Origin of the sequence: Pseudomonas sp. 3-2 (assembly GCF_019710535.1) — a bacterium.
In the GTDB taxonomy this organism is placed as follows: Bacteria; Pseudomonadota; Gammaproteobacteria; order Pseudomonadales; family Pseudomonadaceae; genus Aquipseudomonas; species Aquipseudomonas pharyngis.
Genome location: NZ_CP081200.1, coordinates 6,301,751 through 6,327,939, shown reverse-complemented (window position 1 = coordinate 6,327,939; position 26,189 = coordinate 6,301,751). Strand labels below are relative to the sequence as shown.

Here is a 26,189-nt window from a genome sequence, read left to right as displayed (position 1 = left end):
ACGTGTGACCTGTTTTGGTGCGTGTCCGGGAGGACGTGATGAATCTGGAAAGCAAATGGCTCGAGGACTTCAGTGCTCTGGCCGCCACCCGCAGCTTCTCGCAGGCGGCCGAACGGCGCTTCGTGACCCAGCCGGCCTTCAGCCGGCGGATCCGCAGCCTGGAAGCGGCGCTCGGGCTGACGCTGGTCAACCGCTCGCGCACGCCGATCGAGCTGACGGCGGCGGGGCAATTGTTCCTGGTCACCGCGCGCACCGTGGTCGAACAGCTCGGTGAAGTGCTGCGTCATCTTCATCATCTGGAAGGCGGGCAGGGCGAAGTGATCCAGGTCGCAGCGGCGCACTCGCTGGCACTCGGTTTCTTCCCGCGCTGGATCGCGCAACTGCGCAATGAAGGCCTGAACATCGCCACCCGGCTGGTCGCGACCAACGTTGGCGACGCGGTGCACGCGCTGCGTGAAGGTGGCTGCGACTTGATGCTGGCGTTCTATGACCCGGACGCGGCCATGCAGATGGACCCGGAAATTTTCCCGTCGCTGCACCTGGGCCAGACCGAGATGCTGCCGGTGTGTGCGGCGGATGCCAATGGCAAACCGCTGTTCGATCTGGAAGGCGAGGGCAGTGTGCCGTTGCTGGCGTACAGCGCCGGGGCGTTTCTCGGGCGCTCGGTGAATGGCTTGCTGCGCCAGCGTCAGCTGCGCTTCACCACTATTTATGAAACCGCCATGGCCGACAGCCTGAAAAGCATGGCGCTGGAAGGCCTTGGTATCGCCTGGGTTCCGCAACTGAGCGTGCGGGCCGAACTGGCCCGTGGCGAACTGGTTGTCTGCGGCGGTGCGCAATGGCACGTGCCGCTGGAGATTCGCCTGTATCGCTGCGCGCTGGTACGCAAGGCCAATGTGCGGTTGTTGTGGCGCAAGCTCGAAGGCGGTGCGGCGAGTGGCAGCAACTGAATGAAAGCAGAGGCGAATCTTGTTTTTCGCCTCTGCCAAGTCGGGTGAGCTTGATTAAAATACGAGAGCTCGTGGGATGCGCCAGGTTTGCATCAATCTCAATCGTCGTCCCCGTCGTCTTCGGGGCGCGGCACAGCTCGCTGTGCAATCGGTTTGTCCAGGTAATTGCGAATGTTCTCTCTATTTTTATCACTGAAACGGTTGGCGTTGCTTCGAAGTGGTGAGAAGTCATCATCCCTCATGATTGTTTCGCTCCACCATCCGTTGTACAGGATTTCGCTGTCTTCATGAGTCGCTCCGAACATGTGGCCTGCTTCGTGAGCAGGGACCATGTCGCTTCTTATCGAGGATATACACGCGTAACCCTTGCTTTGTGCAATTCCCATTGTGCCAGGGTTTATATTGTCGCGGGTCAGTAATAAATACTTGTTGAATCTAGTGTGCGCGTCTTGCAGAAGCTTGTGGCCGAAATGGTTTCTTAGCTTTTCTGCCCAAGCGTCCAAAGAACGGGCGGCAGGTAGTCTTTTATAATCAAATCCACTCAAGGTTTCTGCTTCTGACGGGGTGAACATATTGACTAATAACTTGCGGCCGGAGAGTGCCTGGATTTCGTCGGTAAACCAGGAAAAATGGGTCTTGTACAAGTCTTGTCTGCTGCCGTCCGATAAGTCCTCATGGATGAAGACATTCAATGTTAAAGGCTGTTTGGCCATGTTCGAATCCTTTGGATGATTTCAATTGACTTGATAGTGTGATGGGCAAGCGTGATGGTGCCGGCCGTCTTGCCATTGCGGCTTTGGAAGTGCTTATAATATGGATTTGTTTCTGTGCAATATAAGTTGTTTGTTGTTTGTTGTTTGTTGTTTGTTGTTTGTTGTTTGTTGTTTGTTGTTGGCTGTTTGGTGGCTTCTTTGTTTTTAAGTTCGTGTTTGGTTGTATATCATTTAATTCTTGTTATGGCTCTTTGGAATGTTTTGATTTTTATTACATGAAGTTATGCGGAAGTTTGAGTACGCTCTCCATTCGACCTGTTGATCATGTATCCCGCGTGAAAAACGAAGCAATATTCCTGAACCTTGAGTCAGCAAAATGTGTGGTTACGCTCAGATGACAGATGGTCGCAACGGGGGCTGTTTATTGCTTTCTTTGCGGTATACTGCGCGGCCTTCGGCCGGTTCGTCCGGCCATTTTTCCTACAACAAGCCACGCATCCTGCGTGGCTTGTTGTTTTTGACGCGCCTGCGGGCGCCCAGAGAGAAGAGGCGCGACGATGAGTGCACTGGTTGGCGTGATCATGGGCTCCAAGTCCGATTGGTCCACCCTTAGCCACACCGCCGATATGCTGGAAAAGCTCGGCATCCCGTACGAGGTCAAGGTGGTTTCTGCCCACCGCACCCCGGATCTGCTGTTCCAGTACGCCGAAGAGGCTGAAGGCCGCGGCATCGAGGTGATCATCGCCGGTGCCGGTGGCGCAGCCCACCTGCCAGGCATGTGTGCGGCCAAGACCCACCTGCCGGTGCTGGGCGTGCCGGTGCAGTCGGCGATGCTTTCGGGCGTCGACTCGCTGCTGTCGATCGTGCAGATGCCGGCCGGTATTCCGGTCGCCACCCTGGCCATCGGCAAGGCCGGCGCGATCAACGCCGCGCTGTTGTCGGCGAGCATCCTGGGCGCCAAGCATCCACAATTCCACGCGGTACTGAAAACCTTCCGTGCCGAGCAGACAGACAGCGTCCTGGACAATCCAGACCCACGTATTGCCTGAGGTTGTTGAGATGAAGATCGGTGTAATCGGTGGCGGCCAGTTGGGTCGCATGTTGGCCCTGGCGGGCACTCCGCTGGGCATGAACTTCGCTTTCCTCGACCCTGCGCCGGACGCTTGCGCCGCTGCGCTGGGCGAACACCTGCGGGCCGATTACGGCGATCAGGATCATCTGCGTCAATTGGCCGATGAAGTCGATCTGGTGACCTTCGAGTTCGAAAGCGTTCCGGCGGAAACCGTGGCGTTCCTTTCGCAATTCGTGCCGGTCTATCCGAGCGCCGAAGCCCTGCGCATCGCCCGCGACCGCTGGTTCGAAAAGAGCATGTTCAAGGACCTGGGGATTCCGACCCCGGCGTTCGCCGACATCCAGTCGCAAGCCGACCTGGACGCCGCCGTTGCGTCGATCGGCCTGCCGGCCGTGCTGAAAACCCGCACCCTGGGTTACGACGGCAAGGGCCAGAAAGTCCTGCGCAAGCCAGAAGACGTGGTCGGTACGTTCGCCGAACTGGGCAGCGTGCCTTGCCTGCTGGAAGGCTTCGTGCCATTCACTGGTGAAGTGTCGCTGATCGCTGTTCGCGCTCGTGATGGCGAGACGAAGTTCTATCCGCTGGTGCACAACACCCACGACAGCGGCATCCTCAAGCTGTCGGTCGCCAGCTCCGATCACCCGCTGCAGGCGCTGGCCGAAGACTATTCCAGCCGCGTGCTCAAGCAGCTGGATTATGTCGGTGTGATGGCGTTCGAGTTCTTTGAAGTCGACGGTGGCCTCAAGGCCAACGAAATCGCCCCGCGCGTGCACAACTCCGGGCACTGGACCACCGAAGGCGCCGAGTGCAGCCAGTTCGAAAACCACCTGCGGGCCGTTGCCGGTCTGCCGCTGGGTTCGACCGCCAAGGTCGGCGAGAGCGCGATGCTCAACTTCATCGGTGTGGTGCCGCCGGTCGAGAAGGTCATCGCCATCGACGATTGCCACCTGCATCATTACGGCAAGGCCTTCAAGGCCGGGCGCAAGGTCGGTCACGCCAACCTGCGCTGCAAGGACAAGGCGACCCTCGAGCAGCAGATCCTCAAGGTCGAAGCGCTGATCGCCGAGTAACGACAGTTTCATCTGGCAGAGGCGGAACCATTAAGGGGCCGCCGTTCTCTGATGGCAGGATGCGAAAGTCTGGCTAGGCTTCATCGCATATCTACCATTCAGAGGGAAATGCCATGGGAATTATCGGAACCATCTTTATCGGCCTCATCGTCGGCCTGCTGGCGCGGTTCCTGAAACCGGGCGATGACAGCATGGGCTGGATCATGACCATCCTGCTCGGTATCGGCGGTTCGCTGGCAGCCACCTACGGCGGCCAGGCCCTGGGCATCTATCAGGCCGGTCAGGGCGCAGGTTTCATCGGTGCGCTGGTTGGCGCCATCGTATTGCTGGTGATCTACGGCCTGATCAAAAAGAACTGATTCAAAGCGACAAAGTCCTCTCCGCCAATCCGGCGGGGAGGGCTAAAATGCTCGGCGATTCAGCGTCCCCTCCCTTTTCGAGCATCCTTTACCGAGCACCTTCATGCGCCGTCTTCTGTTGACTCTCCTTTTGCTGGGCAGCGGTCTGGCCCACGCCGGCGAACTGCCGGAAACCGACTGGCTGGAACTGATGCCCAAGTCGGACCAGAAAGCCCTCGAGGCCATGCCTGAAATCGACCACAACTCCCCGGAAGCCACCGGCACCTTCACCCAGAAAGGCGGGATGAAGCAGGCCAAAGGTTTGCCGGCGGTGATGTATTCGACCAAGACCGTGGCGTCGATGAATGACAAACACATCCGCATCGGCGGTTATCCGGTGCCGCTGGAATCCGACGCCAAGGGGCGCAGCACGCTGTTCTTCCTGGTGCCGTACCCGGGCGCCTGCATCCATGTGCCGCCACCGCCACCGAATCAACTGGTGCTGGTGCGCTATCCGAAGGGTTTGAAGCTGGACGATATCTACACGCCGTTATGGGTGACCGGCACGCTGAAGATCGAAAAGGTCAGCAACGACCTGGCCGATGCGGCGTATGCGCTGGAAGCGGACAAGGTGCGGGTGGTGCAAGAGTCCGATCTCTAAGACTTGGCGCAGAACCCAATGTGGGAGCGGGCTTGCTCGCGAAAGCGGAGTGCCAGTTACATCGATTTGTCTGACACAACGCCTTCGCGAGCAAGCCCGCTCCCACAGTTATTTTGCGCTAGGGTTTAAAGCGATTTTGAACCGACGCTTACACCCATGGTGTGGCTGGAATCCGGCGCGAGGGTCACGATGTCGTCCATCACGTTCGCCGTCTCGATGCACAGCATGCGTTGCCAGCCGTCGTTGTCCATGTCGGCCAGTGCTGCCGCGCGGTCGATCCACGGGTTCCAGATTACCGCCGTGCGCGAGCCGGTAGCCGTCAGCACAATGCGCCGCTCCCAGGCCGGGTCGACGATGCTCAATTGCGGCGGGGCGTCGAGGTAAATGCGGTCGGTTTCGCCGGCAAAGTGCAGGTCGCCTTGCTGGGTGCAGGTCTTCCAGTCGTCCAGGGTCTCGATGTAATTCAAGCCATCGACGCCGGCGACGTGCACGTTGCGCACATCGCTGACGGAAAAATACGTGTGCAACGCCTGACTGAGGCTGACGGTGTCGTTGCCACGGTTGTGGCTGGTCAGGCTGAACTGCAATTGCTCGGACAAATGCAGGGTCAGGGTCAGGTCGACCTGATGCGGCCAGCCCGGCAGTCCGCCTTCGGGGTGGGGCAGCCTGAATTCGACCTTGACGCCGTCAGCCTCTGATTCGATGCCGCCCAGCTCCCAATCCATTGCCCGCACCAGCCCGTGCGCGGGGGCGGGTTGCGCACCTGTGTACATGGCCTGCACGCTCTGCGGGTTGCGTTCGAACTTGCCGAACCACGGCCAGCACACCGGCACACCGGCGCGGATGCTCTGGCCGGTCTTGAACACGGCCTTGTCGTTCAGCCAGATGATCGGCGGCTGGCCGTCCACCTGATAACTGAGGATGTGCGCGCCTTGCTGGGCCACCAGCACTTCGGCCTGACCGTGGCGGATGCGCCAGCAGTTCAGTTCATCCAGTTTCACGGCTTCAACGTTGGGCGTGTTCATGGGACAACTCTCGATCAGCAACTTGGACGACTATCGACCGTGAAACGGTCGCGAGGTTTAACGTGCGCGTGGCGGAACCGAGCGGGTGCGACCGCTGCCATCGATGGCAACGAACACGAACACCGCTTCGGTCACCTTGCGCCACTCGCTGGACAGCGGGTCGTCGCTCCACACCTCGACCATCATCTGGATCGAGCTGCGGCCGATTTCCAGGGTCTGGGTATAAAAGGACAATTGCGCGCCGACAGCCACCGGCACCAGAAACGCCATGCGGTCGATGGCGACGGTCGCGACACGGCCACCGGCAACACGGCTGGCCATGGCCGTGCCGGCCAGGTCCATCTGTGCGACCAGCCAACCGCCGAAAATATCGCCGAAGCCGTTGGTTTCGCGGGGAAGTGCGGTGATTTGCAAGGCCAGGTCGCCTTGCGGGATCGGATCTTCTTGTTCGAGCTCTATCATGCCGGGGGTGCCTCTGACCCGTGACTCTTCGTTGGTGCTGCTGGTGGTAGCCGTCTTCGGGAAAAACGATTCAGCACCGAACATACTACGTTCGTCACGTTTTCCATCAGGCGCCTAAGGAGAAACTCTGCGAAACCGGCTAATCCCGAGCAAAGGCCGGGCCAACGACGTTTTCGCACAGCAACCCCCTACAAACCGGAGCAAGGTTGCGAGTATATCGGTCGGTAGACTCCGCGACGACCGTCCGGTTCTGATTTCGACCGGCAAATACGCGCCTCTATGTGCTTTTTCGAACAATTTGCTATGGTGCCGAACCTGCCCGAGCCACAGCCAGCGTTGTTGTGGCGGCAGATCCGACTATAAGAGAAGACCTTGCCATGACCACAGCGCCCTCGAGCCTCGCGCAGCCCGACCAACCCGCACGACCGTTGACCCGCAATGACTACAAGACTCTGTCGCTATCGGCCCTGGGGGGCGCGCTGGAGTTTTACGATTTCATCATCTTCGTGTTCTTTGCCACCGTGGTCGGCAAATTGTTCTTCCCGGCCGATATGCCCGAGTGGCTGCGCCTGATGCAGACCTTCGGCATCTTCGCCGCCGGTTACCTCGCGCGGCCGCTGGGCGGGATTGTGATGGCGCACTTCGGCGACCTGCTGGGGCGCAAGAAGATGTTCACCCTGAGCATTTTCATGATGGCGGTGCCGACCCTGATCATGGGCCTGCTGCCGACCTACGCGCAGATCGGCCTGTGGGCGCCGATCCTGCTGCTGTTGATGCGCGTCATCCAGGGCGCGGCGATTGGCGGTGAGGTGCCGGGGGCGTGGGTCTTCGTTTCCGAACACGTACCCGGCAAGCACATCGGCTACGCCTGCGGCACCCTGACCAGCGGCCTGACAGCGGGTATCCTGCTCGGCTCGCTGGTCGCCACTGCAATCAACAGCATTTATACGCCAACGGAAGTTTCGGATTACGCCTGGCGCATTCCGTTCCTGCTGGGTGGCGTGTTCGGCCTGTTCTCGGTTTATCTGCGTCGCTGGCTGCACGAAACCCCAGTGTTCGCCGAACTGCAACAACGCAAGGCGCTGGCCGAAGAAGTGCCGCTGCGCGCCGTACTGCGCGACCATCGCGGGGCCATTGCAGTGTCGATGCTGCTGACCTGGTTGCTGTCCGCCGGCATCGTCGTGGTGATCCTGATGACCCCGACCGTGCTGCAGACGGTCTATCACTTCTCGCCGACCACCGCGCTGCAATCCAACAGCCTGGCGATCGTGTTCCTGAGCTTTGGCTGCATCATTTCCGGCGCGCTGGCGGATCGCTTTGGTGCCGGTCGCGTGTTTGTGTTCGGCTGCGCGGCTCTGCTGGCCAGCTCCTGGACCTTCTACCACAGCCTCGCCGATCACCCGAACTGGCTGTTCCCGCTGTACGCGTTGACCGGTTTTCTGGTCGGCACCATCGGCGCGGTGCCTTATGTGATGGTGAAGGCTTTCCCGCCGGTGGTGCGCTTCAGCGGTCTGTCCTTCTCTTATAACGTCGCTTACGCGATCTTCGGCGGCCTGACCCCGATGGTCGTCAGCCTGCTGCTGAAAGAAAGCGCGATGGGGCCTGCCTACTATGTGGCGGTGCTGTGCGGGATGGGGATCCTGGTCGGCGCGTGGCTCTGGAGCAAAGGTCGCTAAGCCACCTTCACACTTGCGGTTACAACTGAAAGGCCAGCCTTCCGACAGGGATGCTGGCCTTTCATCCAATTGTCATATTTCAGCCATAGAGTGTTCACACGGCCTGCTGATACTTGGCCCCGACTTAACACACCCTATCTGCTAGGAGTAAGGCATGAAACTGAAGCGTTTGATGGCGGCAATGACTTTTGTCGCTGCTGGCGTTGCGACTGCCAACGCGGTTGCCGCTGTTGACCCTGCTATCCCGAGCTACACCAAGACCACTGGTGTGTCGGGCAACCTGTCCAGCGTCGGTTCCGATACCCTGGCCAACCTCATGACCCTCTGGGCCGAGAACTACAAAAAAGAATACCCGAACGTAAACATCCAGATTCAGGCTGCTGGCTCCGCCACCGCACCACCTGCGCTGACTGAAGGCACCTCCAACCTGGGCCCGATGAGCCGCAAGATGAAGGACACCGAACTGGCGGCCTTCGAACAGAAATACGGCTACAAGCCAACCGCTATCCCGGTTGCCGTGGACGCCCTGGCTGTCTTCGTGCACAAGGACAACCCGATCCAGCACCTGACCATGGAACAGGTTGACGCGATCTTCTCGTCCACCCGCCTGTGCGGCGCCAAAGCCGACGTGAAAACCTGGGGCGACCTGGGCGTGACCGGCGACCTGGCCAACAAGCCGGTTCAGCTGTTTGGCCGTAACTCGGTATCCGGCACCTACGGCTACTTCAAGGAAGAAGCCCTGTGCAAAGGCGATTACAAGCCTAACGTCAACGAACAACCAGGCTCGGCTTCGGTCGTGCAGTCGATCAGCTCCTCGCTGAACGGCATCGGTTACTCGGGCATCGGCTACAAGACCGCCAGCGTGAAAACCGTGGCCCTGGCCAAGAAAGGCAGCTCGGACTTCATCGAAGACACCGAAGAAAACGCCCTGAACGGCAAGTACCCGCTGTCGCGTTTCCTGTACGTATACGTCAACAAAGCCCCGAACAAGCCTCTGGCCCCGCTGGAAGCCGAGTTCGTGAAACTGGTTCTGTCGAAACAGGGTCAGGAAGTGGTCGTGAAAGACGGCTACATCCCGCTGCCAGCCAAGGTTGCTGCAAAAGCACTGGCTGACCTGGGTCTGCAGGAAGGCGGCGCTGAAGTCGCAAAAAAGTAACAAACTGAGTCAGGGGTGAACCCCGCCTGACTCACGTGTGGGGCCCGGCCCGCAAGCGGCCCGGCCCCCACACTCCCCGAATTCTTCTATCCACTGCCAGTGCCCTGCTGGCGGCGGATTTGGTGCGTCACTGCATTGTCATCTTTCTGTCATACAGGATCGCTAGGGTGTGCGCATGAATGATCTGGCCAATTCCAAAATGACTACGAACCCTCCCAAGCGCATTGACTTCAATACGCCTGAGTTGCAACGCAAGCGCCGCATTCGCGCGCTCAAGGATCGCTTCACCCGCTGGTACGTCCTCGTCGGCGGTCTGGCGGTACTGGCAGCCATCACCCTGATCTTCTTTTTCCTCGCCTACGTGGTCGCGCCGCTGTTCAAGGGTGCCGACCTGACCGCGAAAGATGCAATCACCCCGGCCTGGATGCAGGACGCCGGCAAGCCGCTGATGATTTCGCTCGAAGAGCAGAATCAGGTGGCCATGCGCGTTTCCGACAAGGGCCAGGCGCTGTTCTTCGACATCGACAGTGGCGCTGAACTGAAGCGCGTCGATCTGCCCCTGCCGGCAGGCGCCAGTGTGACCTCCATCGGCGAAGACCAGCCGGGCCATCCGCTGGTGGCCGTGGGCCTGTCCAACGGCCAGGCGCTGGTGTTCCGTCACACCTATAAAGTCAGCTACCCGGATGGCAAGAAGACCATCACCCCGGCCATCGAGTACCCGTACGGCGAGACACCGATCGCGCTGAACGAAAGCGGCGGTGCGCTGGAGCACGTCAGCCTCAACGCCACCGATTCGACCCTGATGCTGGTCGGCTCCACCGGTTCGCAACTGAATGTGCTGTCGCTGACCAGCGAAGAAAACATGATGACCGGCGAAGTCACCAACGAGCAGAAGCGTATCGATCTGCCGCAGATGACCGAGCCCGTAAAAAACATCTTCGTCGACCCGCGCCAGCAATGGCTGTACGTGGTCAACGGGCGTGCTCAGGCCGACGTGTTCAGCCTGCGCGACAAGAGCCTAAACGGTCGCTACAAGCTGCTGGAAAACGCTGACGCTGAAGTCACTGCGACTACGCAACTGGTCGGTGGTATCTCGCTGATCGTCGGTGACTCCAAGGGTGGCCTGGCCCAGTGGTTCATGGCCCGCGACACCGATGGCGAGCTGCGCCTGAAGCAGATCCGCACCTTCCAGATGGGCACCACGCCGATCGTTGAAATTTCCGCCGAAGAACGTCGCAAAGGCTTCCTGGCCCTGGATGCCAGCGGCAAGCTCGGCGTGTTCCACAGCACCGCGCACCGCACCTTGCTGGTCGATCAAGTCGTCGAAGGCCAGGGCCTGTTCGGCCTGTCGCCACGGGCCAACCGCGTGATCGTCGAAGCCGGCGGCAAGCTGCAACCGCTGCTGCTCGACAACCCGCACCCGGAAGTCTCGTGGAGCGCACTGTGGAGCAAGGTCTGGTACGAGAACTACGACGAGCCTAAATATGTCTGGCAATCGACTGCGGCCAACACCGATTTCGAACCGAAGCTGAGCCTGTCGCCACTGACTTTCGGCACCCTGAAAGCCGCGTTCTACGCGATGCTGCTGGCCGCGCCGCTGGCCGTCGCCGCTGCGATCTACACCGCGTACTTCATGGCCCCGGGCATGCGCCGCAAGGTCAAGCCGGTGATCGAGCTGATGGAAGCGATGCCGACGGTGATCCTCGGCTTCTTCGCCGGTCTGTTCCTCGCGCCTTATGTAGAAGGGCATCTGCCTGGCATCTTCAGCCTGCTGATGCTGCTGCCGATCGGCATCCTGATCGCCGGTTTCACCTTCAGCCGCCTGCCTGAATCGATCCGCCTGAAAGTCCCGGACGGCTGGGAAAGTGCGCTGCTGATCCCGGTGATCCTGTTCGTGGGCTGGCTGTCGCTGTACATGAGCCCGTTCATGGAGAACTGGTTCTTCGGTGGTGACATGCGCATGTGGATCTCCCACGACCTGGGCATCACCTACGACCAGCGCAACGCACTGGTGGTCGGTCTGGCCATGGGCTTTGCGGTGATCCCGAACATCTACTCGATCGCCGAAGACGCCGTGTTCAGCGTGCCGCGCGGCCTGACCCTGGGCTCGCTGGCCCTCGGCGCCACGCCGTGGCAGACCATGACTCGCGTGGTGATCCTGACCGCCAGCCCGGGCATCTTCTCGGCGCTGATGATCGGCATGGGCCGTGCGGTCGGTGAAACCATGATCGTGCTGATGGCCACCGGCAACACCCCGGTCATGGAAATGAACCTGTTCGAAGGACTGCGCACCCTGGCCGCCAACGTCGCGGTGGAAATGCCGGAGTCGGAAGTCGGCGGCAGCCACTACCGCGTGCTGTTCCTCTCGGCGCTGGTGCTGCTGTTGTTCACCTTCGTCATGAACACCCTCGCGGAACTGATTCGTCAGCGTCTGCGCAAGAAATACTCGTCGCTTTAAGCAAAGGTAGAAGTCTGTGAAACAGAACTCCCTGAAAGGATGGTTCAAGAGCGGCGCCCCCGGCGTCTGGATCAGCGGCGGCGCGGTGTCCATCGCGGTCATCATGACCATTGGCCTGCTGGCGGTGATCGCCGTGCGCGGTCTGGGTCACTTCTGGCCGGCGGATCTGATCCACGCCAGCTATGACGTACCGGGCCAAGGCCAGCATCTGGTCGTGGGCGAAGTGGTGCAGAAAGAAGAAGTGCCGCGCGCCCGTCTGAAGAGCGCCGGCCTGCCGGTGCCGGACGAAGGTCCGGAATTCATGACCCGCGAGCTGATCAAGGTCGGCAACCGTGACCTGAACGGCAACGACTTCACCTGGATCGTCGGCGAGTGGCTGACCGACCAGAAGAATCCGCCGGAGCTGATGGCGCTGGAGCGTCGTGAGTGGGGCAACTTCTACGGCTACCTGGTCAACGTCAAACAGGACGGCAAGGTGATCGCCGAAGGCGAAGCGGCCTGGCCTGAGCTGCAGGCGCGGATCAACCGCGTGAACGGCCTCGCCGCGCAGCTCAAGTCGCTGGAAAAAACCGACATCGGCGCAATCAACGCCGGCCTCGAGCGCATCCGTCTGCACGGTCGCAAGCTGGAGCTGGAAGGCAAGCTCGACGCCACCGCGCAAGCGGACATGGAATCCGAGCGCGCCGAGCTGAACGCCCGCTATCAGGACATCGAAGCCCGTCTGGCCGACCTGCACGCGCAGTTCAACCGTGACGCTTTGACCGCTCGTGATGCGAACGGCAAGGAAATCGAAATCGGCCTGGGCAAAGTGGTTCACGCCTACCAGCCGAACGCGATGGGGACGTTCACCAAGATCGGTTTCTACTTCAGCAAGGTCTGGGAATTCCTGTCCGACGACCCGCGTGAAGCGAACACCGAAGGCGGGATTTTCCCGGCGATCTTCGGCACCGTGATGATGACCCTGATCATGGCGATGATCGTGACCCCGTTCGGCGTGCTGGCGGCGGTGTACCTGCGTGAATACGCCAAGCAGAACACCCTGACCCGGGTGATCCGGATCGCGGTGAACAACCTGGCGGGTGTTCCGGCGATTGTTTACGGCGTGTTCGGTCTGGGCTTCTTCGTCTACGTGCTCGGTGGCTCGCTCGACCGTCTGTTCTTCCCTGAAGCGCTGCCGGCACCGACCTTCGGTACACCGGGTCTGCTCTGGGCTTCGTTGACCCTGGCGCTGCTGGCGGTGCCGGTGGTGATCGTGGCCACCGAGGAAGGTCTGGCGCGTATCCCGCGCACCGTGCGCGAAGGCTCGCTGGCCCTCGGCGCGACCAAGGCTGAAACCCTGTGGAAGATCGTTCTGCCGATGGCCAGTCCGGCGATGATGACCGGCATGATCCTCGCCGTGGCTCGCGCCGCCGGTGAAGTGGCGCCGCTGATGCTGGTAGGTGTGGTGAAACTGGCGCCGTCGCTGCCGGTGGACGGCAACTACCCGTACCTGCACCTGGATCAGAAGATCATGCACCTGGGCTTCCACATCTATGACGTTGGCTTCCAGAGCCCGAACGTCGAGGCCGCGCGGCCGCTGGTGTATGCCACGGCGCTGCTGCTGGTGCTGGTGATCGCCACCCTGAACCTGTCGGCGGTGTACATCCGTAACCACCTGCGCGAGAAGTACAAAGCATTGGATAGCTGATTTCCTGTGGGAGCGGGCTTGCTCGCGAAAGCGGTGGGTCAGGCAGCATTGATGTTGAATGTGCCGACCTCTTCGCGAGCAAGCCCGCTCCCACACTAGATTGCGTACAGCCGCACCAAGCGGCAAACCGAACCGAATTTGTTAGCACAGGGGATCTCCCATGCAGCACGAAACACATACCCACGGCATCAACATGTCTGCCCTGGGCCGCGACAAGCAGAGCCTGAACCTCGAGCAGGAAACCGTGGCCATCGAAGTGCCGGGCCTGAGCCTCTACTACGGCGAGAAACAGGCGCTGTTCGACGTCAGCATGAACATCCCGAAACAGCGCGTGACCGCCTTCATCGGCCCGTCCGGCTGCGGCAAGTCCACGCTGCTGCGTACCTTCAACCGCATGAACGACCTGGTGGACGGCTGCCGCGTCGAAGGCGCGATCAACCTGTACGGCAACAACATCTACCGCAAGGGCGAAGACGTGGCCGAGCTGCGTCGCCGGGTCGGCATGGTGTTCCAGAAGCCTAACCCGTTCCCGAAGACCATCTACGAAAACGTGGTCTACGGCCTGCGCATCCAGGGCATCAACAAGAAGCGCATCCTCGACGAAGCCGTCGAGTGGGCGTTGAAAGGCGCGGCCCTGTGGGACGAAGTGAAAGACCGTCTGCATGACTCGGCCCTCGGCCTGTCCGGTGGACAGCAACAGCGTCTGGTGATCGCCCGTACCATCGCCGTGGAACCGGAAGTGCTGCTGCTCGACGAACCGTGCTCGGCACTCGACCCGATCTCGACCCTGAAAGTCGAAGAGTTGATCTACGAGCTCAAATCCAAGTTCACCATCGTCATCGTGACCCACAACATGCAGCAGGCGGCGCGGGTGTCCGACTACACGGCGTTCATGTACATGGGCAAACTGGTGGAATTCGGCGACACCGATACCCTGTTCACCAATCCGGCCAAGAAGCAGACCGAAGACTACATCACCGGTCGTTACGGCTGACAGTTGCGGGTTATTCACAGAATTGACGCTGCGGCCCGCCGCACCTTACCGGACGCTCCAAGGACGCCAACATGATTAGTAAAGAAGGCCTTACCCATCACATTTCCGCGCAGTTCAACGCCGAACTGGAAGAAGTGCGCAGCCACCTGCTGGCCATGGGCGGGCTGGTCGAGAAACAGGTCAACGACGCGGTCACCGCGCTGATCGAGGCCGACTCGGGCCTGGCCCAGCAAGTGCGCGAGATCGACGACCAGATCAACCAGATGGAACGCAATATCGACGAAGAATGCCTGCGCATTTTGGCCCGTCGTCAGCCGGCGGCGTCCGACCTGCGTCTGATCATCAGCATCTCCAAATCGGTGATCGACCTTGAGCGCATCGGCGACGAAGCGACCAAGATCGCCCGGCGTGCGATCCAGCTATGCGAAGAAGGCGAAGCGCCGCGCGGTTACGTCGAGGTTCGCCACATCGGCGACCAGGTGCGCAACATGGTCCGCGATGCGCTGGACGCCTTTGCCCGCTTCGACGCCGACCTGGCGCTGTCGGTGGCGCAATACGACAAGATCATCGACCGCGAATACAAGACCGCCCTGCGTGAGCTGGCGACCTACATGATGGAAGACCCGCGCTCTATCTCGCGTGTCTTGAGCATTATCTGGGTCCTGCGTTCGCTGGAACGGATCGGCGACCACGCCCGTAACATCTCCGAGCTGGTGATTTATCTGGTGCGCGGCACCGATGTGCGGCACATGGGCCTCAAGCGCATGAAGGAAGAAGTTGAAGGGACAAGTGGCGAAACCGCTAATGTTCCGGGCGATGCTGACGATAAGTAAGATTGCCTGAGAAAAGCGCCCGGCCCTTTGGCCGGGCGTTTTTGTTTCTGCTTTTCATAGGCAGAACCGAAATAAAAAGCAGCACCCGCGAACGAAAAGTCCCGGCGTGACTGAAGAGTTTTGGCAATGTGCCATCAGCCAGCGTTATGCTTGCCGGGATTTTAATAGGGGTGTTGGATGAGCAAGATCAGTGTGTTGGTCGTGGACGATGCATCGTTCATTCGTGACCTGGTGAAAAAGTGCCTGCGTAATTACTTCCCGGGGATCCGCACCGAGGACGCCATCAACGGCAAGAAGGCCCAGGCCATGCTGGCCAAGGAAGCCTTCGACCTGGTGCTGTGCGACTGGGAAATGCCGGAAATGTCCGGTCTCGAACTGCTGACCTGGTGCCGTGAGCAGGACAACCTCAAGACCATGCCGTTCATCATGGTCACCAGCCGGGGCGACAAGGAAAACGTCGTGCAGGCGATCCAAGCCGGTGTTACCGGTTACGTCAGCAAGCCGTTCACCAACGAGCAACTGCTGACCAAGGTCAAGCAGGCTCTGAACAAGGTCGGCAAGCTCGACACTCTGATGAACAGCGCTCCAACCAAGATGAACTCGGCGTTCGGCAACGACTCCCTGAGCGCGTTGACCGGCGGCAAGGCTGCCGTGGTCGGTTCCGCTCCGGCTGCTGCTGCGGCCAACCCGTTTGCCAAGCCTGCCGCTGCAGCCCCGGCACCTGCCGCCGCGCCACAGCGTGGCCTGCTCAACAGCCCGCCGGTGAAGGCTCCTGCAGCCTCAAGCGCTCCGGCCGGCGGTCGCGGTCAGGGCCAACTGCGCCTCCCTAGCGGCACTCAGCAATGCGTGATCAAGGCCCTGAGCATCAAGGAAGCGCTGCTGGTGGTGAAACGCACCGACACCCTGCCGCAGATCCTCGACAGCGCCGTGCTCGATCTGGAGCAGGGCGACAACGCCGAAATCGCCCGTCTCAACGGCTATCTGCACGCCGTCGTCGCCCACGAGCCGAAACCCGACAGCGACTGGCTGCAACTGACCTTCCGCTTCGTCGACCAGGACGCGCAGAAGCTCGACTACATCTCCCGCCTGATCGCCCGCGGCACGGCGCAGAAGCACTTCGTTCCGGGCGCATAATCTTCGTCGCCAGACATTGATCGTTCCCACGCTCCGCGTGGGAATGCCTCAAGGGACGCTCCGCGTCCCCTCACGCAAAGCGTGGGGACGATCATTCACGCCATTTTGAAACATCTGTCGACTAGCCTGGTCTGCTTCAGCTGCTAGGCTCATTCCCAGGCCTTACTCGACAGAACTTTTGCCCATGCCCCTGCGCCTGCTGTTTTTCTGTGGTCTGTTCATGGCCTCCACCTCGACGGTGGCCATGACGATTTACAAGTCCACCGATGCCAACGGAGTGGTTTCGTACAGCGACCGTCCGAGCAAAGGCTCCCAGGTGTTCGTGTTTCAGGATCGGATGGTCGAGCGCCTCGAGCGCCAGGTCTATCTCGACATCAAGAAACAGAAGGGCGCGGACGTGGTGTTCGTGCGCAACGACCTGTATGCGCCGGTCGAGGTTGCCCTGGCGTTTACCGGGATGAGCAACGTGCGCGGCGCACCGGCGCAAACGATTCGCCGGGTGCTGCCGGCGCGCAGCAATACGCGGCTGGCGTTGCTGACGCCGGTATCCGGTGGCAAACCGCTGGTGTACACGCCGATGTTCCAGTATTCCCTCGGCGACCCGGCTGGCGCGGCTCAGGGCTATCGCTATCCGTTTCCATGGCGTGGCGGGCCGTTCCGCCTCAGCCAGGGCGCCAATGGCGATTACAGCCACTTCGGGCCGAAGAACAAATATGCGATGGACATCGCCATGCCGGTCGGCACGCCGATCATCGCGGCGCGCGCCGGGGTGGTGGTGAAGACCGAGAATTCCCAGAACGGGCGCGGCACCGATCCGTCCGGCAACTTCGTGCGGATCCTGCACGACGACGGCACGATGGGCGTGTACCTGCATCTCAAACAAGGGTCGGTGAGTGTGCGCGAGGGGCAGCGAGTGGCGGTGGGCAGTCCGCTGGCGCTGTCCGGCAACACCGGCAACAGCAGCGGCCCGCACCTGCACTTCGTGGTGCAGCGCAATACCGGGATGGGGCTGGTGTCGATTCCGTATCAGTTCAACCAGCCGCTGGGGGCGTTGCCCAACTTTGCGCTGGGCAAGCAGTAAACCCCGTCAGTCGAGCATCAGCACCTTGGCCAGAATGATCTTCGGACCTTTCATCTTCTTGATGATGATCCGCAGGCCTTCGACTTCCAGCACTTCTTCCTCTTCCGGCACCCGTTTCAGGGTTTCGTAGATCAGCCCGGCGAGGGTTTCGGCTTCGATGTGATCCAGGTCGATCCCCAGCAGGCGCTCGACCTTGAACAGCGGCGTATCGCCCCGCACCAGCAACTTGCCCGGCTGGTAGGCGAGGATGCCGCGCTCGGCCTTGCGGTGTTCGTCCTGGATGTCGCCGACCAGCACTTCCAGCACGTCTTCCATGGTCAGGTAGCCGATGATGTTGCCGTCGGCCTCTTCGACCACAGCGAAGTGCGAGCCGCCCTTGCGGAACTGTTCCAGCAGCTGCGACAGCGGCATGTGCCGCGACACGCGTTCCAGCGGGCGCGTCAGTTCGGCGAGGTTGAACGACTCGGGAATGTGATCCAGCGCCGCCAGCTCCAGCAGCAGATCCTTGATGTGCAGCAGGCCGACGAACTCCTTGCGCTCGCTGTCGTACACCGGATAACGGCTGAACTTGTGGCGGCGGAACATCGCCAGGATTTCTTTCAGCGGGGCGTTGAACTCGAGGGTAATCAGGTCTTCCCGGGAGTTGGCCCAGTCGACCACTTCCAGCTCGCCCATTTCCACCGCCGAGGCCAGCACGCGCATGCCCTGGTCGCTCGGGTCCTGGCCACGGCTGGAGTGCAGGATCAGTTTCAGTTCTTCGCGGCTGTAATGGTGCTCGTGATGCGGGCCGGGCTCACCTTGCCCCGCAATGCGCAGGATGGTGTTGGCGCTGGCGTTGAGCAGGTAGATCGCCGGGTACATGGCCCAGTAGAACAGGTACAGCGGCACCGCCGTCCACAGCGACAGCAATTCGGGCTTGCGGATCGCCCAGGATTTGGGTGCGAGCTCGCCGACCACGATGTGCAGGTACGAAATGATGAAGAACGCAGTGAAGAACGAGATGCCTTTGACGACTTCGGCCGACTGCACGCCGACCGCGCTCAGCAGCGGCTCGAGAATGTGCGCGAACGCCGGCTCACCGACCCAGCCCAGGCCCAGGGAGGCGAGGGTGATACCGAGCTGGCACGCCGAGAGGTAAGCATCGAGCTGGCTGTGCACCGTGCGCAGGATGTGCCCGCGCCAGCCGTGCTGCTCAGCGATGGCTTCGACCCGGGTCGAGCGCAGTTTGACCATGGCGAACTCCGCCGCAACGAAGAAGCCGTTGAGCAAAACCAGGATCAGAGCGAAAAGAATCATGCCGAAATCGGCGAATATTGTTGCGAGGGACAAGCCAGGGGAAGGGTCCATGATGGAGTTTTGCGGGTTCCGTGTGATTCGAAAGAAAGAAAAATCCGCACCTGAAAGGCAGGCGCAAGTCAGCCAATGTAGCGGCTGACCTGGCGATTGCCTAGTCCGGCATTACTCAGCGGCGCTGATGACCCGTGCCTGAGCGACCTGGGCCGGGGCGAAATGGCAGGTGAAGGTGCTGCCATGACCGGGCACGCTGCTGATTTCCATCCGGGCGCGATGGCGCAGCAGCACGTGTTTGACGATGGCCAGTCCCAGGCCCGTGCCGCCGGTGTTGGAGTTGCGGCTGGAGTCGACGCGGTAGAAGCGTTCGGTCAGGCGCGGCAGGTGTTTGCTGTCGATGCCGATCCCGGAATCCTGCACGCTCAGGTGCGCGCCCTGATCGTCGCCCCACCAGCGGATGCGGATATTGCCCTCGGCCGGGGTGTATTTGACGGCGTTGAACACCAGGTTGGAAAACGCACTGCGCAGTTCCGCCTCGCTGCCCTTGAGCAGGATGCGGGTGTCGGCTTCCAGGGTGATGCGCTGATTCTTCGAGCCGGACAACTGCTGCGCATCACTCTTGATCGATTGCAACAGGGTGTCGATGTGCACCGGCTGGTTGTCCGACGGGTAGTCGGTGGCTTCCAGTTTGGCCAGCAGCAGTAAATCGTTGAGCAGGGTCTGCATGCGCCCGCCCTGTTGCTGCATCTGCTGCAGGGCGCGGCTCCAGCGCGGGTTCACTTCCTCGACGTTGTCGAGCAGGGTTTCCAGGTAGCCGCAGATCACCGTCAGCGGGGTGCGCAGCTCGTGGGAGACGTTGGCGATGAAGTCCTTGCGCATCTGTTCAAGCTGATGGATGCGGGTGACGTCGCGGACCAGCATCAGGTGTTCGTTGTTGCCGTACCGCGTGAGGTACAGCTGGATGCGTACGCGATCGTTGGTGGGCGAAGGGATTTCCAGCGGTTCGGCGTAGCTTTCCTGCTCGAAGTATTCCTTGAAGCGCGGATGGCGAACCAGATTGGTCACCGGTTGGCCGCTGTCCTGCGGGGTTTTCAAGCCGAGCAGGGTTTCGGCGGCGCGGTTCCACCATTCCAGGTTGCCGTCGCTGTCGAGCATGATCACCGCGTCTTTCAGCGCGGCGGTGGACTCCTGAACGCGGTCGATCACCGCTTGCAGGCGTCCGCGCACTCGTTGGTCGCGGCGTTGCAGGTGGTAGATGCTGTCGAACACCTCGCCCCACAGGCCGTAGCCGTCGGGCGGTGCTTCATCGGGTTGGTGCAGGCGCAGCCATTCGTGCAGGCGCAGCAGTTGCTTGAGCGTCCAGGCCAGGTACAGGCCCAGGCCCGCCGCCAGGCTCCAGCCGTAGTAGCCGGTGATCAGGCCGATCACCAGACAGCCGGTGACCAGCAACAGCATGTGGCGAATCAGGGTGCCATGCCAGTTTTGGTTCACGGAAAATGCGGTCCTTGTCTACGGTGAGGGCGCTCGGCTCAGGCCTTGGTGGAGAACCGGTAGCCGGTGCCGCGCACGGTTTGTACCAGATTTTCGTAGGCATCGCCGAGGGCCTTGCGCAGGCGCCGGATGTGCACGTCGACGGTGCGCTCTTCAACATAGACGTTGCCGCCCCAGACCTGATCCAGCAACTGGCCACGGGTGTAGGCGCGCTCCTGGTGGGTCATGAAGAATTGCAGCAGACGGTATTCGGTCGGGCCCATCTCGGCCGGGCGGCCGTCGATGGTCACGCGATGGCTGATCGGGTCGAGCAGCAGGCCGCCGACTTCGATCGGCGCTTCGCCATCGGTCGGGCCGGCGCGACGCAGCACAGCCTTGAGGCGTGCGACCAGTTCGCGTGGGGAAAACGGTTTGGTGATGTAGTCGTCGGCGCCGACTTCCAGACCCTGGATCTTGTTGTCCTCTTCGCCCTTGGCGGTGAGCATGATGATCGGGATGTCCCCGGTCAGCTCGTCACGCTTGAGGCGGCGGGCCAGCTCGATGCCGGAGGTGCCGGGCAGCATCCAGTCGAGCAGGATCAGGTCCGGCTTGCGGTCGACGATGATGGCGTGGGCCTGCTGCGAGTTCTCTGCCTCGAGGCAGTCATAGCCGGCCATTTCCAACGCAACGGCGATCATTTCGCGAATGGGCGCTTCGTCGTCGACGATCAGAATGCTCCTGCCAACCATGCCTTAATCCTCTTGTCATTTAACTGTCTTGCGCCGCATTAGATAACGGAATTATTGCAGTCGTGTGACAGTATTTTAGTCCGGCGGCGATTGTGCGAATCCTGAACTAAGCTTTAAGTCCGAATCCTGACAACCACAAGAGAAGGTTTCCATGACTCAAATGACTGCTTCCTTTAAGGCTTTGCTGATGGCTGCCGCCCTGACCTTGCCTGGACTGGCGATGGCGGCCGAGCCGGCCATGATGAAAGACGGCATGATGGTCGACCACAAGGGCATGACGCTTTACACGTTCGACAAGGACAGTGGCGGCAAGTCGATGTGCAACGGCGACTGCGCCAAGAACTGGCCGCCGTTGATGGCGCCGGCAGATGCCAAGGCTGAAGGTAAATGGACAGTCATCAAACGCGATGACGGCATGATGCAGTACGCCTACGACGGCAAGCCGCTGTACACCTTCGTGAAAGATGCCAAGCCGGGCGATATGACCGGCGACAAGATGAAGGACGTGTGGCACGTGGTTCACGAGCACAAATAAACGCAAATCCCCTGTGGGAGCGGGCTTGCTCGCGAAGGCGTCTTTTCAGTCAGCCTATGTGGCAACTGACCCAACGCTTTCGCGAGCAAGCTCGCTCCCACAGGTTTTGTGTTTCAGCGCAACGCGTAATCCAGCACGATCCCGATGAAAATCGTCAGCCCGGCCCAGTGGTTGTGCAGGAACGCCTTGAAGCAACGCATCCGGTCCCGGTCGCGGGTGTACCAGAATTCCCAGGCGTAGCACCCGGCGGCTACCAGCAGGCCGAGGTGGAACCAGATTCCCAGCTCGAATTTCGACCCCGCCAGCACCAGACAGCCCAGCGACAGCGCCTGCAAGGTCAGGATGATCGCCCGGTCTGCATCGCCGAACAGGATCGCCGTGGATTTCACGCCGATCTTCAGGTCATCGTCGCGGTCGGTCATCGCGTAATAAGTGTCGTAGCCCACCGTCCACAGCAGATTGGCGATCCACAGCAGCCAGGCGGTTGCCGGCAGCTCACCGGTTTCGGCGGTGAACGCCATCGGCATGCCCCAGGAGAACGCCGCGCCCAGCACCACTTGCGGGTAATAGGTGTAACGCTTCATGAACGGATAAGTGAACGCCAGCGCCAGACCGCCCAGCGACAGCCAGATGGTCGCGGCGTTGGTGCACAGCACCAGCAGGAAACTCACGCCCATCAGCAGCGCGAAGAACACCAGCGCCTCTTTCGAACTGATCCTGCCGGCAGCAATAGGTCGCTGCGCAGTGCGTTTGACGTGGCCGTCGACCTTGCGGTCGGCCCAGTCATTGATCACGCAACCCCCGGCGCGGGTCAGGATCACGCCGAGGACGAAAATCACGATGTTGGCCAGCGATGGCGAGCCTTTACCGGCAATCCACAGGGCCCAGAGCGTCGGCCACAGCAGCAGGTAAATGCCGATCGGCTTGTCCATCCGCGTCAGCTGGATGAAGTCCCAGGCGCGCGGGTTCAAGCGATTCAGGGATTTGAGCAGGCTTTGGTACATCAGCAGTTCTCCGGACGGGCGCGGACAGCTTCCCACAGCGCAGGCAGGAAAATCTCCGCCACCAGTACGCTCAAGGCGCCACGGTCGAACCGCGAGCGCCGTCCCCACAGGCCGGCAGCCCGGGAGCCTTCCGGCAACCAGTGTTTCGGGTAATGGCAGACTTCGATGGCGCGACGCTGGAAGGCGTGATCGCAAAACAGCAGTTCGCCCAGCGAGCGGCTGCCCAGTTCATCCATGTGCAAGCCGTCGCCCTGCAAGGCACTGCGCGACGCCACGCTGCGGGCGAACACCCAGGCCTCGCCATGCCCGCGCAGATACACCTCGCGCACCCAGCCCTCGCTGCCTTCGGCCAGGTCCAGCGCGGCGCATTCGTCGTCGCGCAGGGTCTGCCAGCCTTCGAACAGCGGCGTCACGCTGAAGCCGTCATCGGACAGGCGCGTCAGCCGGCGGGTCAGGGAGCCTTCATCGAACAGCCAGTCGAGCGTGGATGTGTCGGGGAGGGGGGTCAGTTCGCTTTGCGGGCGCCACAGCGGAGCGTTTGTGTGTTGCACAATGAGTCATTATTGGCAGCAAATGAGGCGGCGAGCTTACCATGCTGAACCGAGAGTTTGATTGATCCGGGTCGCCGCTGCGCCGAACAGGCTTGCATCTGCCCGGCCCGATCAGTACAAAACGCCCTGAGCCGGACGGCAACGCTGCACCATCGACCGTCCGCGCCGGCTAAAGCCTGAACCCTGAGGAAGTACCTGAATGAAAAAGTGGCAATGTGTGGTCTGCGGCCTGATCTACAACGAAGCCGACGGCTGGCCGGATGACGGCATTGCGCCGGGCACCCTGTGGCAGGACGTGCCGGAAGACTGGCTGTGCCCGGACTGCGGCGTCGGCAAGATGGACTTCGAAATGATCGAAATCAACTGAGAAAACACTGAGGAGTAGGGCATGAGCGCACCTGTCGTCATCATTGGCACCGGGCTTGCGGGTTACAATCTGGCCCGCGAGTTTCGCAAACTCGATGGCGAAACCCCGTTGCTGCTGATTACCGCCGATGACGGTCGCTCCTACTCCAAGCCGATGCTTTCAACCGGCTTCGGCAAGCACAAGGACGCCGACGGCTTGAGCATGGCCGAGCCGGGCGCGATGGCCGAGCAGTTGAAGGCCGAGATCCGCACCCATACCCGCATCAGCGGCATCGATCCGGGCCACAAGCGGCTGTGGATCGGCGAGGAAGCGGTGAGCTATCGCGACCTGATCCTCGCCTGGGGCGCGGAAACCGTGCGTGTGCCGATCGAAGGTGACGGCGGGGATCTGGTGTTCCCGATCAACGATCTCGAAGACTACGCGCGCTTTCGCGCGGCGGCCGCCGGCAAGCGTCGGGTGCTGTTGCTCGGTGCCGGGCTGATCGGCTGCGAGTTCGCCAATGACCTGATTCTCGGTGGCTACGAGGTGCAACTGGTTGCACCGTGCGAGCAGGTGATGCCGACCCTGCTGCATCCCGCTGCGGCGGCTGCGGTGCAGGCCGGGCTGGAAAGTCTCGGCGCGCGTTTCCACCTCGGCCCGGTGCTGACCCGCCTGCAAAAAGTCGCTGACGGACTGGAAGCGCACCTGTCCGACGGTCAGGTTGTCCCGTGCGATGTGGTGGTTTCGGCCATCGGCCTGCGCCCGCGGATCGATCTGGCGGCGGCTGCCGGCATCCAGACCAATCGCGGCGTGGTGGTCGACCGTCATCTGCAAACCTCTCACGCCAACATTTACGCCCTAGGCGACTGCGCCGAGGTCGACGGGCTGAATCTTCTGTACGTCATGCCCCTCATGAGTTGTGCGCGAGCGCTGGCACAGACCCTGGCCGGCAACCCGACCATGGTGAACTACGGACCGATGCCGATCACCGTAAAAACCCCGGTCTGCCCGCTGGTGGTTTCCCCGCCGCCACGGGGCCGCGAAGGCGTCTGGACGGTCGAAGGGCAGGGCGCTGACATCAAGGTGCTGTGCCACGACGCCGAAGGGCAATTGCTCGGTTATGCCCTGACCGGCACGGCGGTGATGGAAAAACTTGCGCTGAACAAACAGCTTCCGGCCTTGCTGGCGTAAATACCGGTCGTTCTGTCGGAATCACCCCGCTTTTGCCCCCACAAAGGTCGCGGGGAGACTGGCGCCGCCCTTATCCGCGTGCCATCCTCACTCCCGTCTGCCGCAGAGTAGAGCCTGCGGCGCCTTGGGCGCTGTTCCAACGAGAACAGCACGGACATAACAACAAAAAACCGTCAAAGGGGCTTCACTAATGCGTAAACCAGAACTCGCCGCTGCAATCGCTGAAAAAGCGGATCTGACCAAAGAGCAGGCCAACCGCGTTCTCAACGCCGTTCTCGAAGAAATCACCGGCGCCCTGCACCGCAAGGACAGCGTCACGTTGGTGGGCTTCGGCACCTTCCTGCAACGCCACCGCGGTGCCCGCACCGGCAAAAACCCGCAGACCGGTGAACCGGTGAAGATCAAGGCCAGCAACACCGTTGCGTTCAAGCCAGGCAAATCGTTGAAAGACAGCGTCAATCCATAATGGCGGTAAACGCCCGGTCAGCCGGGCGCGCTGCATGAAAAATGGGCATACCGATTGCGGTCGGATGCCCATTTTTTGTGCTCGATGATTTCGTCCGGATCAGCCATAGGTAGCCAATACCATCCTGGCAAACTCTTTCTTGCTTGCCTGAGGTCCATACTGTTTCAGGTAATCGCGCCATTCAGACTCCAGTATGGGACCTTCATGAACGCCGTCAGTTGCCAGATGCGCTGCAGCATCATCTATCAAGGCCTGGGTGTAGTGTTTCGACGGACCGTCGTCACTGGCCTCTGAGGTTGTAATGATCGGCCTGACCGTTGTGTAGAGAAAACCAATCCCAGTCAGCATTGAGAATTCGAGGGGACCGCCGTTTACTGCGCATCCAAACCCAACACAGCCTTCAGCTCGAACGGAGATATTTACCGCGAGAGTTACCACGACAACCCAACAATATTTGCGGAGAAGTCCTGATCTATCATGGAGTCGATCTGTCATGAATGCGGTGCCTTTTCTTGCTACGGTTAAATAGTACAAAGCTTCTTAATCTGGATGGCATCTAGCTTGTCGAGGTATCGATGACATGACGACGAAGGCTCTTGCGGGCTTCACCAACTGTTATATGGGATACCGTATTTTTCGATGTAGGCCTTGGATTCCTCATGGAGCTGTCGATGTCTTCCGTTGGACCTCCCATCGTAGGGGCCTTTGGGGTTGATCGTGGCCTGGACTCGCATGATTTCAGTTGACCGAAGACACTGGCCGCCCAGCCAGACCTTGGCGATGCCGCCGGGCACAAGGCCAATGATCACCATGTTTCGGTAATCCGTGATCCATTTGCCGTCTGCCCCACAGAAAGCTTTTTCACTCTTGAGCATAACTTGGCGCGCCGACTCCGGAATCTCTATGTAGGCTTCGTAGGTTTGCGGCTCGGCCATGGATTGCCAGCGCACGTAGACCAGACGTGGCAGTGCGGCGCCCGTGACATATCGGCCTTTGCCTACGGGATGTTCCGGCCACCCAATTGGTTTCCCCCGGAACTTGGTGGGTACACCTTTACTGAGTGGCCGAGGGTAGGAAATGGCCGGAATTCCAAAGGCTGCGCCTCGAAACACGCGCTTGTTGACGTCCACAACGTCGGCAGTTTCGATCCAGACCTCCATGTAATCGGGAGCAAAAAATCTGAGCATCCAGCCGTCGTAAGGCAGTGATTTTCTGTCGGCGAACGCGCAGCCGCCCAGCAAAACAGCCAATGTCAGAGCGAAGACAATCTTGAGCAT

27 protein-coding genes are annotated in these 26,189 nt (G+C 60.8%); 17 read left to right on the top strand and 10 right to left on the bottom strand.

Translation table 11 applies throughout. The features are described from left to right. Window positions 1-38: 38 nt before the first annotated feature. Window positions 39-950: a LysR substrate-binding domain-containing protein gene (locus K3819_RS28870; protein ID WP_085612422.1), complete on the top strand. Its 912-nt coding sequence runs from the start codon at window positions 39-41 to the stop codon at window positions 948-950. A gap of 98 nt (window positions 951-1,048) precedes the next feature. On the opposite strand, the gene K3819_RS28865 is transcribed toward K3819_RS28870, so the two are convergent. Beyond that, window positions 1,049-1,663, bottom strand: a complete 615-nt coding sequence (locus K3819_RS28865) for a hypothetical protein (protein ID WP_221398355.1) — start codon at window positions 1,661-1,663, stop codon at window positions 1,049-1,051. Window positions 1,664-2,220: 557 nt separating this feature from the next. Here K3819_RS28865 and purE point away from each other — a divergent pair. The 4 genes from purE (at window position 2,221) to K3819_RS28845 (ending at window position 4,804) form a co-directional block, all read left to right on the top strand. After that, on the top strand, window positions 2,221-2,712 hold the full coding sequence (gene purE / locus K3819_RS28860) for a 5-(carboxyamino)imidazole ribonucleotide mutase (protein WP_007954291.1): 492 nt from the start codon (window positions 2,221-2,223) through the stop codon (window positions 2,710-2,712). A gap of 10 nt (window positions 2,713-2,722) precedes the next feature. After that, window positions 2,723-3,805 carry a 5-(carboxyamino)imidazole ribonucleotide synthase gene (locus K3819_RS28855; protein WP_011336621.1) on the top strand — a complete coding sequence of 361 codons (1,083 nt, stop codon included), beginning with the start codon at window positions 2,723-2,725 and terminating at the stop codon, window positions 3,803-3,805. 113 nt (window positions 3,806-3,918) lie between these two features. Next, window positions 3,919-4,164: a GlsB/YeaQ/YmgE family stress response membrane protein gene (locus tag K3819_RS28850; RefSeq protein ID WP_003229635.1), complete on the top strand. Its 246-nt coding sequence runs from the start codon at window positions 3,919-3,921 to the stop codon at window positions 4,162-4,164. 103 nt (window positions 4,165-4,267) lie between these two features. Then, window positions 4,268-4,804: a DUF3299 domain-containing protein gene (locus K3819_RS28845; protein WP_064379774.1), complete on the top strand. Its 537-nt coding sequence runs from the start codon at window positions 4,268-4,270 to the stop codon at window positions 4,802-4,804. 125 nt (window positions 4,805-4,929) lie between these two features. Here K3819_RS28845 and K3819_RS28840 read toward each other — a convergent pair whose 3' ends face one another. Both K3819_RS28840 and K3819_RS28835 read right to left on the bottom strand, forming a co-directional pair. Next, the gene (locus K3819_RS28840; protein WP_221398354.1) at window positions 4,930-5,829 is read right to left on the bottom strand and encodes a D-hexose-6-phosphate mutarotase; all 900 of its coding nucleotides are present in this window, start codon (window positions 5,827-5,829) and stop codon (window positions 4,930-4,932) included. A gap of 57 nt (window positions 5,830-5,886) precedes the next feature. Then, window positions 5,887-6,291: an acyl-CoA thioesterase gene (locus K3819_RS28835; RefSeq protein WP_003229628.1), complete on the bottom strand. Its 405-nt coding sequence runs from the start codon at window positions 6,289-6,291 to the stop codon at window positions 5,887-5,889. Between the two features lie 377 nt (window positions 6,292-6,668). Between K3819_RS28835 and K3819_RS28830 the strand changes: the two genes are divergently transcribed. From K3819_RS28830 to K3819_RS28795, 8 genes are all read left to right on the top strand, one after another. After that, a complete protein-coding gene (locus K3819_RS28830; RefSeq protein WP_085612419.1) occupies window positions 6,669-7,967 on the top strand; it encodes an MFS transporter in 1,299 nt (432 codons plus the stop codon). A gap of 154 nt (window positions 7,968-8,121) precedes the next feature. Next, window positions 8,122-9,123, top strand: coding sequence for a phosphate ABC transporter substrate-binding protein PstS (locus K3819_RS28825; protein WP_064600501.1), 1,002 nt, complete (start codon window positions 8,122-8,124; stop codon window positions 9,121-9,123). Between the two features lie 424 nt (window positions 9,124-9,547). After that, complete coding sequence (locus K3819_RS28820; protein ID WP_170844920.1) at window positions 9,548-11,581, top strand: ABC transporter permease subunit; 2,034 nt, start codon at window positions 9,548-9,550, stop codon at window positions 11,579-11,581. 16 nt (window positions 11,582-11,597) lie between these two features. Further along, on the top strand, window positions 11,598-13,268 hold the full coding sequence (gene pstA / locus K3819_RS28815) for a phosphate ABC transporter permease PstA (protein WP_064600499.1): 1,671 nt from the start codon (window positions 11,598-11,600) through the stop codon (window positions 13,266-13,268). A 160-nt stretch (window positions 13,269-13,428) separates the two neighbouring features. Next, window positions 13,429-14,262 carry a phosphate ABC transporter ATP-binding protein PstB gene (gene pstB / locus K3819_RS28810; RefSeq protein WP_007954333.1) on the top strand — a complete coding sequence of 278 codons (834 nt, stop codon included), beginning with the start codon at window positions 13,429-13,431 and terminating at the stop codon, window positions 14,260-14,262. Between the two features lie 71 nt (window positions 14,263-14,333). Next, window positions 14,334-15,095, top strand: coding sequence for a phosphate signaling complex protein PhoU (gene phoU, locus K3819_RS28805; RefSeq protein ID WP_007954334.1), 762 nt, complete (start codon window positions 14,334-14,336; stop codon window positions 15,093-15,095). A gap of 177 nt (window positions 15,096-15,272) precedes the next feature. Next, window positions 15,273-16,229, top strand: a complete 957-nt coding sequence (locus K3819_RS28800) for a response regulator (RefSeq protein WP_011336612.1) — start codon at window positions 15,273-15,275, stop codon at window positions 16,227-16,229. Between the two features lie 184 nt (window positions 16,230-16,413). Beyond that, window positions 16,414-17,310 (top strand): M23 family metallopeptidase, encoded by an 897-nt coding sequence (locus K3819_RS28795; protein ID WP_064600495.1) that lies wholly within the window; start codon window positions 16,414-16,416, stop codon window positions 17,308-17,310. A 6-nt stretch (window positions 17,311-17,316) separates the two neighbouring features. On the opposite strand, the gene K3819_RS28790 is transcribed toward K3819_RS28795, so the two are convergent. The 3 genes from K3819_RS28790 to phoB form a co-directional block, all read right to left on the bottom strand. Continuing rightward, window positions 17,317-18,657 (bottom strand): hemolysin family protein, encoded by a 1,341-nt coding sequence (locus K3819_RS28790; RefSeq protein ID WP_007954342.1) that lies wholly within the window; start codon window positions 18,655-18,657, stop codon window positions 17,317-17,319. 111 nt (window positions 18,658-18,768) lie between these two features. After that, a complete protein-coding gene (phoR, locus tag K3819_RS28785) occupies window positions 18,769-20,055 on the bottom strand; it encodes a phosphate regulon sensor histidine kinase PhoR (RefSeq protein WP_236187695.1) in 1,287 nt (428 codons plus the stop codon). Window positions 20,056-20,129: 74 nt separating this feature from the next. Beyond that, window positions 20,130-20,819: a phosphate regulon transcriptional regulator PhoB gene (phoB, locus tag K3819_RS28780; protein ID WP_003229608.1), complete on the bottom strand. Its 690-nt coding sequence runs from the start codon at window positions 20,817-20,819 to the stop codon at window positions 20,130-20,132. A 151-nt stretch (window positions 20,820-20,970) separates the two neighbouring features. Between phoB and K3819_RS28775 the strand changes: the two genes are divergently transcribed. After that, window positions 20,971-21,354, top strand: coding sequence for a hypothetical protein (locus K3819_RS28775; RefSeq protein WP_007954346.1), 384 nt, complete (start codon window positions 20,971-20,973; stop codon window positions 21,352-21,354). Between the two features lie 113 nt (window positions 21,355-21,467). Here the strand turns inward: K3819_RS28775 and ubiA are convergent, their stop codons facing one another. Both ubiA and K3819_RS28765 read right to left on the bottom strand, forming a co-directional pair. Then, window positions 21,468-22,358, bottom strand: a complete 891-nt coding sequence (gene ubiA, locus K3819_RS28770) for a 4-hydroxybenzoate octaprenyltransferase (protein ID WP_221398352.1) — start codon at window positions 22,356-22,358, stop codon at window positions 21,468-21,470. Beyond that, window positions 22,358-22,909, bottom strand: coding sequence for a chorismate lyase (locus K3819_RS28765; protein ID WP_221398351.1), 552 nt, complete (start codon window positions 22,907-22,909; stop codon window positions 22,358-22,360). Before K3819_RS28765 ends, ubiA begins: the two co-directional genes overlap by 1 nt. Before the next feature lie 199 nt (window positions 22,910-23,108). Here K3819_RS28765 and K3819_RS28760 point away from each other — a divergent pair, with 199 nt between their 5' ends. The 3 genes from K3819_RS28760 to K3819_RS28750 all read left to right on the top strand — a co-directional run bounded on the left by K3819_RS28760 (window position 23,109) and on the right by K3819_RS28750 (window position 24,912). After that, a complete protein-coding gene (locus K3819_RS28760) occupies window positions 23,109-23,276 on the top strand; it encodes a rubredoxin (RefSeq protein WP_007954349.1) in 168 nt (55 codons plus the stop codon). 21 nt (window positions 23,277-23,297) lie between these two features. Then, window positions 23,298-24,446 (top strand): NAD(P)/FAD-dependent oxidoreductase, encoded by a 1,149-nt coding sequence (locus tag K3819_RS28755; RefSeq protein WP_085612416.1) that lies wholly within the window; start codon window positions 23,298-23,300, stop codon window positions 24,444-24,446. 190 nt (window positions 24,447-24,636) lie between these two features. After that, entirely contained in the window at window positions 24,637-24,912 is a 276-nt protein-coding gene (locus K3819_RS28750; protein WP_003213368.1) for an HU family DNA-binding protein, read from the top strand. A gap of 99 nt (window positions 24,913-25,011) precedes the next feature. On the opposite strand, the gene K3819_RS28745 is transcribed toward K3819_RS28750, so the two are convergent. Both K3819_RS28745 and K3819_RS28740 read right to left on the bottom strand, forming a co-directional pair. Further along, window positions 25,012-25,260 carry a hypothetical protein gene (locus tag K3819_RS28745; protein WP_178076481.1) on the bottom strand — a complete coding sequence of 83 codons (249 nt, stop codon included), beginning with the start codon at window positions 25,258-25,260 and terminating at the stop codon, window positions 25,012-25,014. A 257-nt stretch (window positions 25,261-25,517) separates the two neighbouring features. Continuing rightward, window positions 25,518-26,189 (bottom strand): DUF2931 family protein, encoded by a 672-nt coding sequence (locus K3819_RS28740; protein WP_371857696.1) that lies wholly within the window; start codon window positions 26,187-26,189, stop codon window positions 25,518-25,520.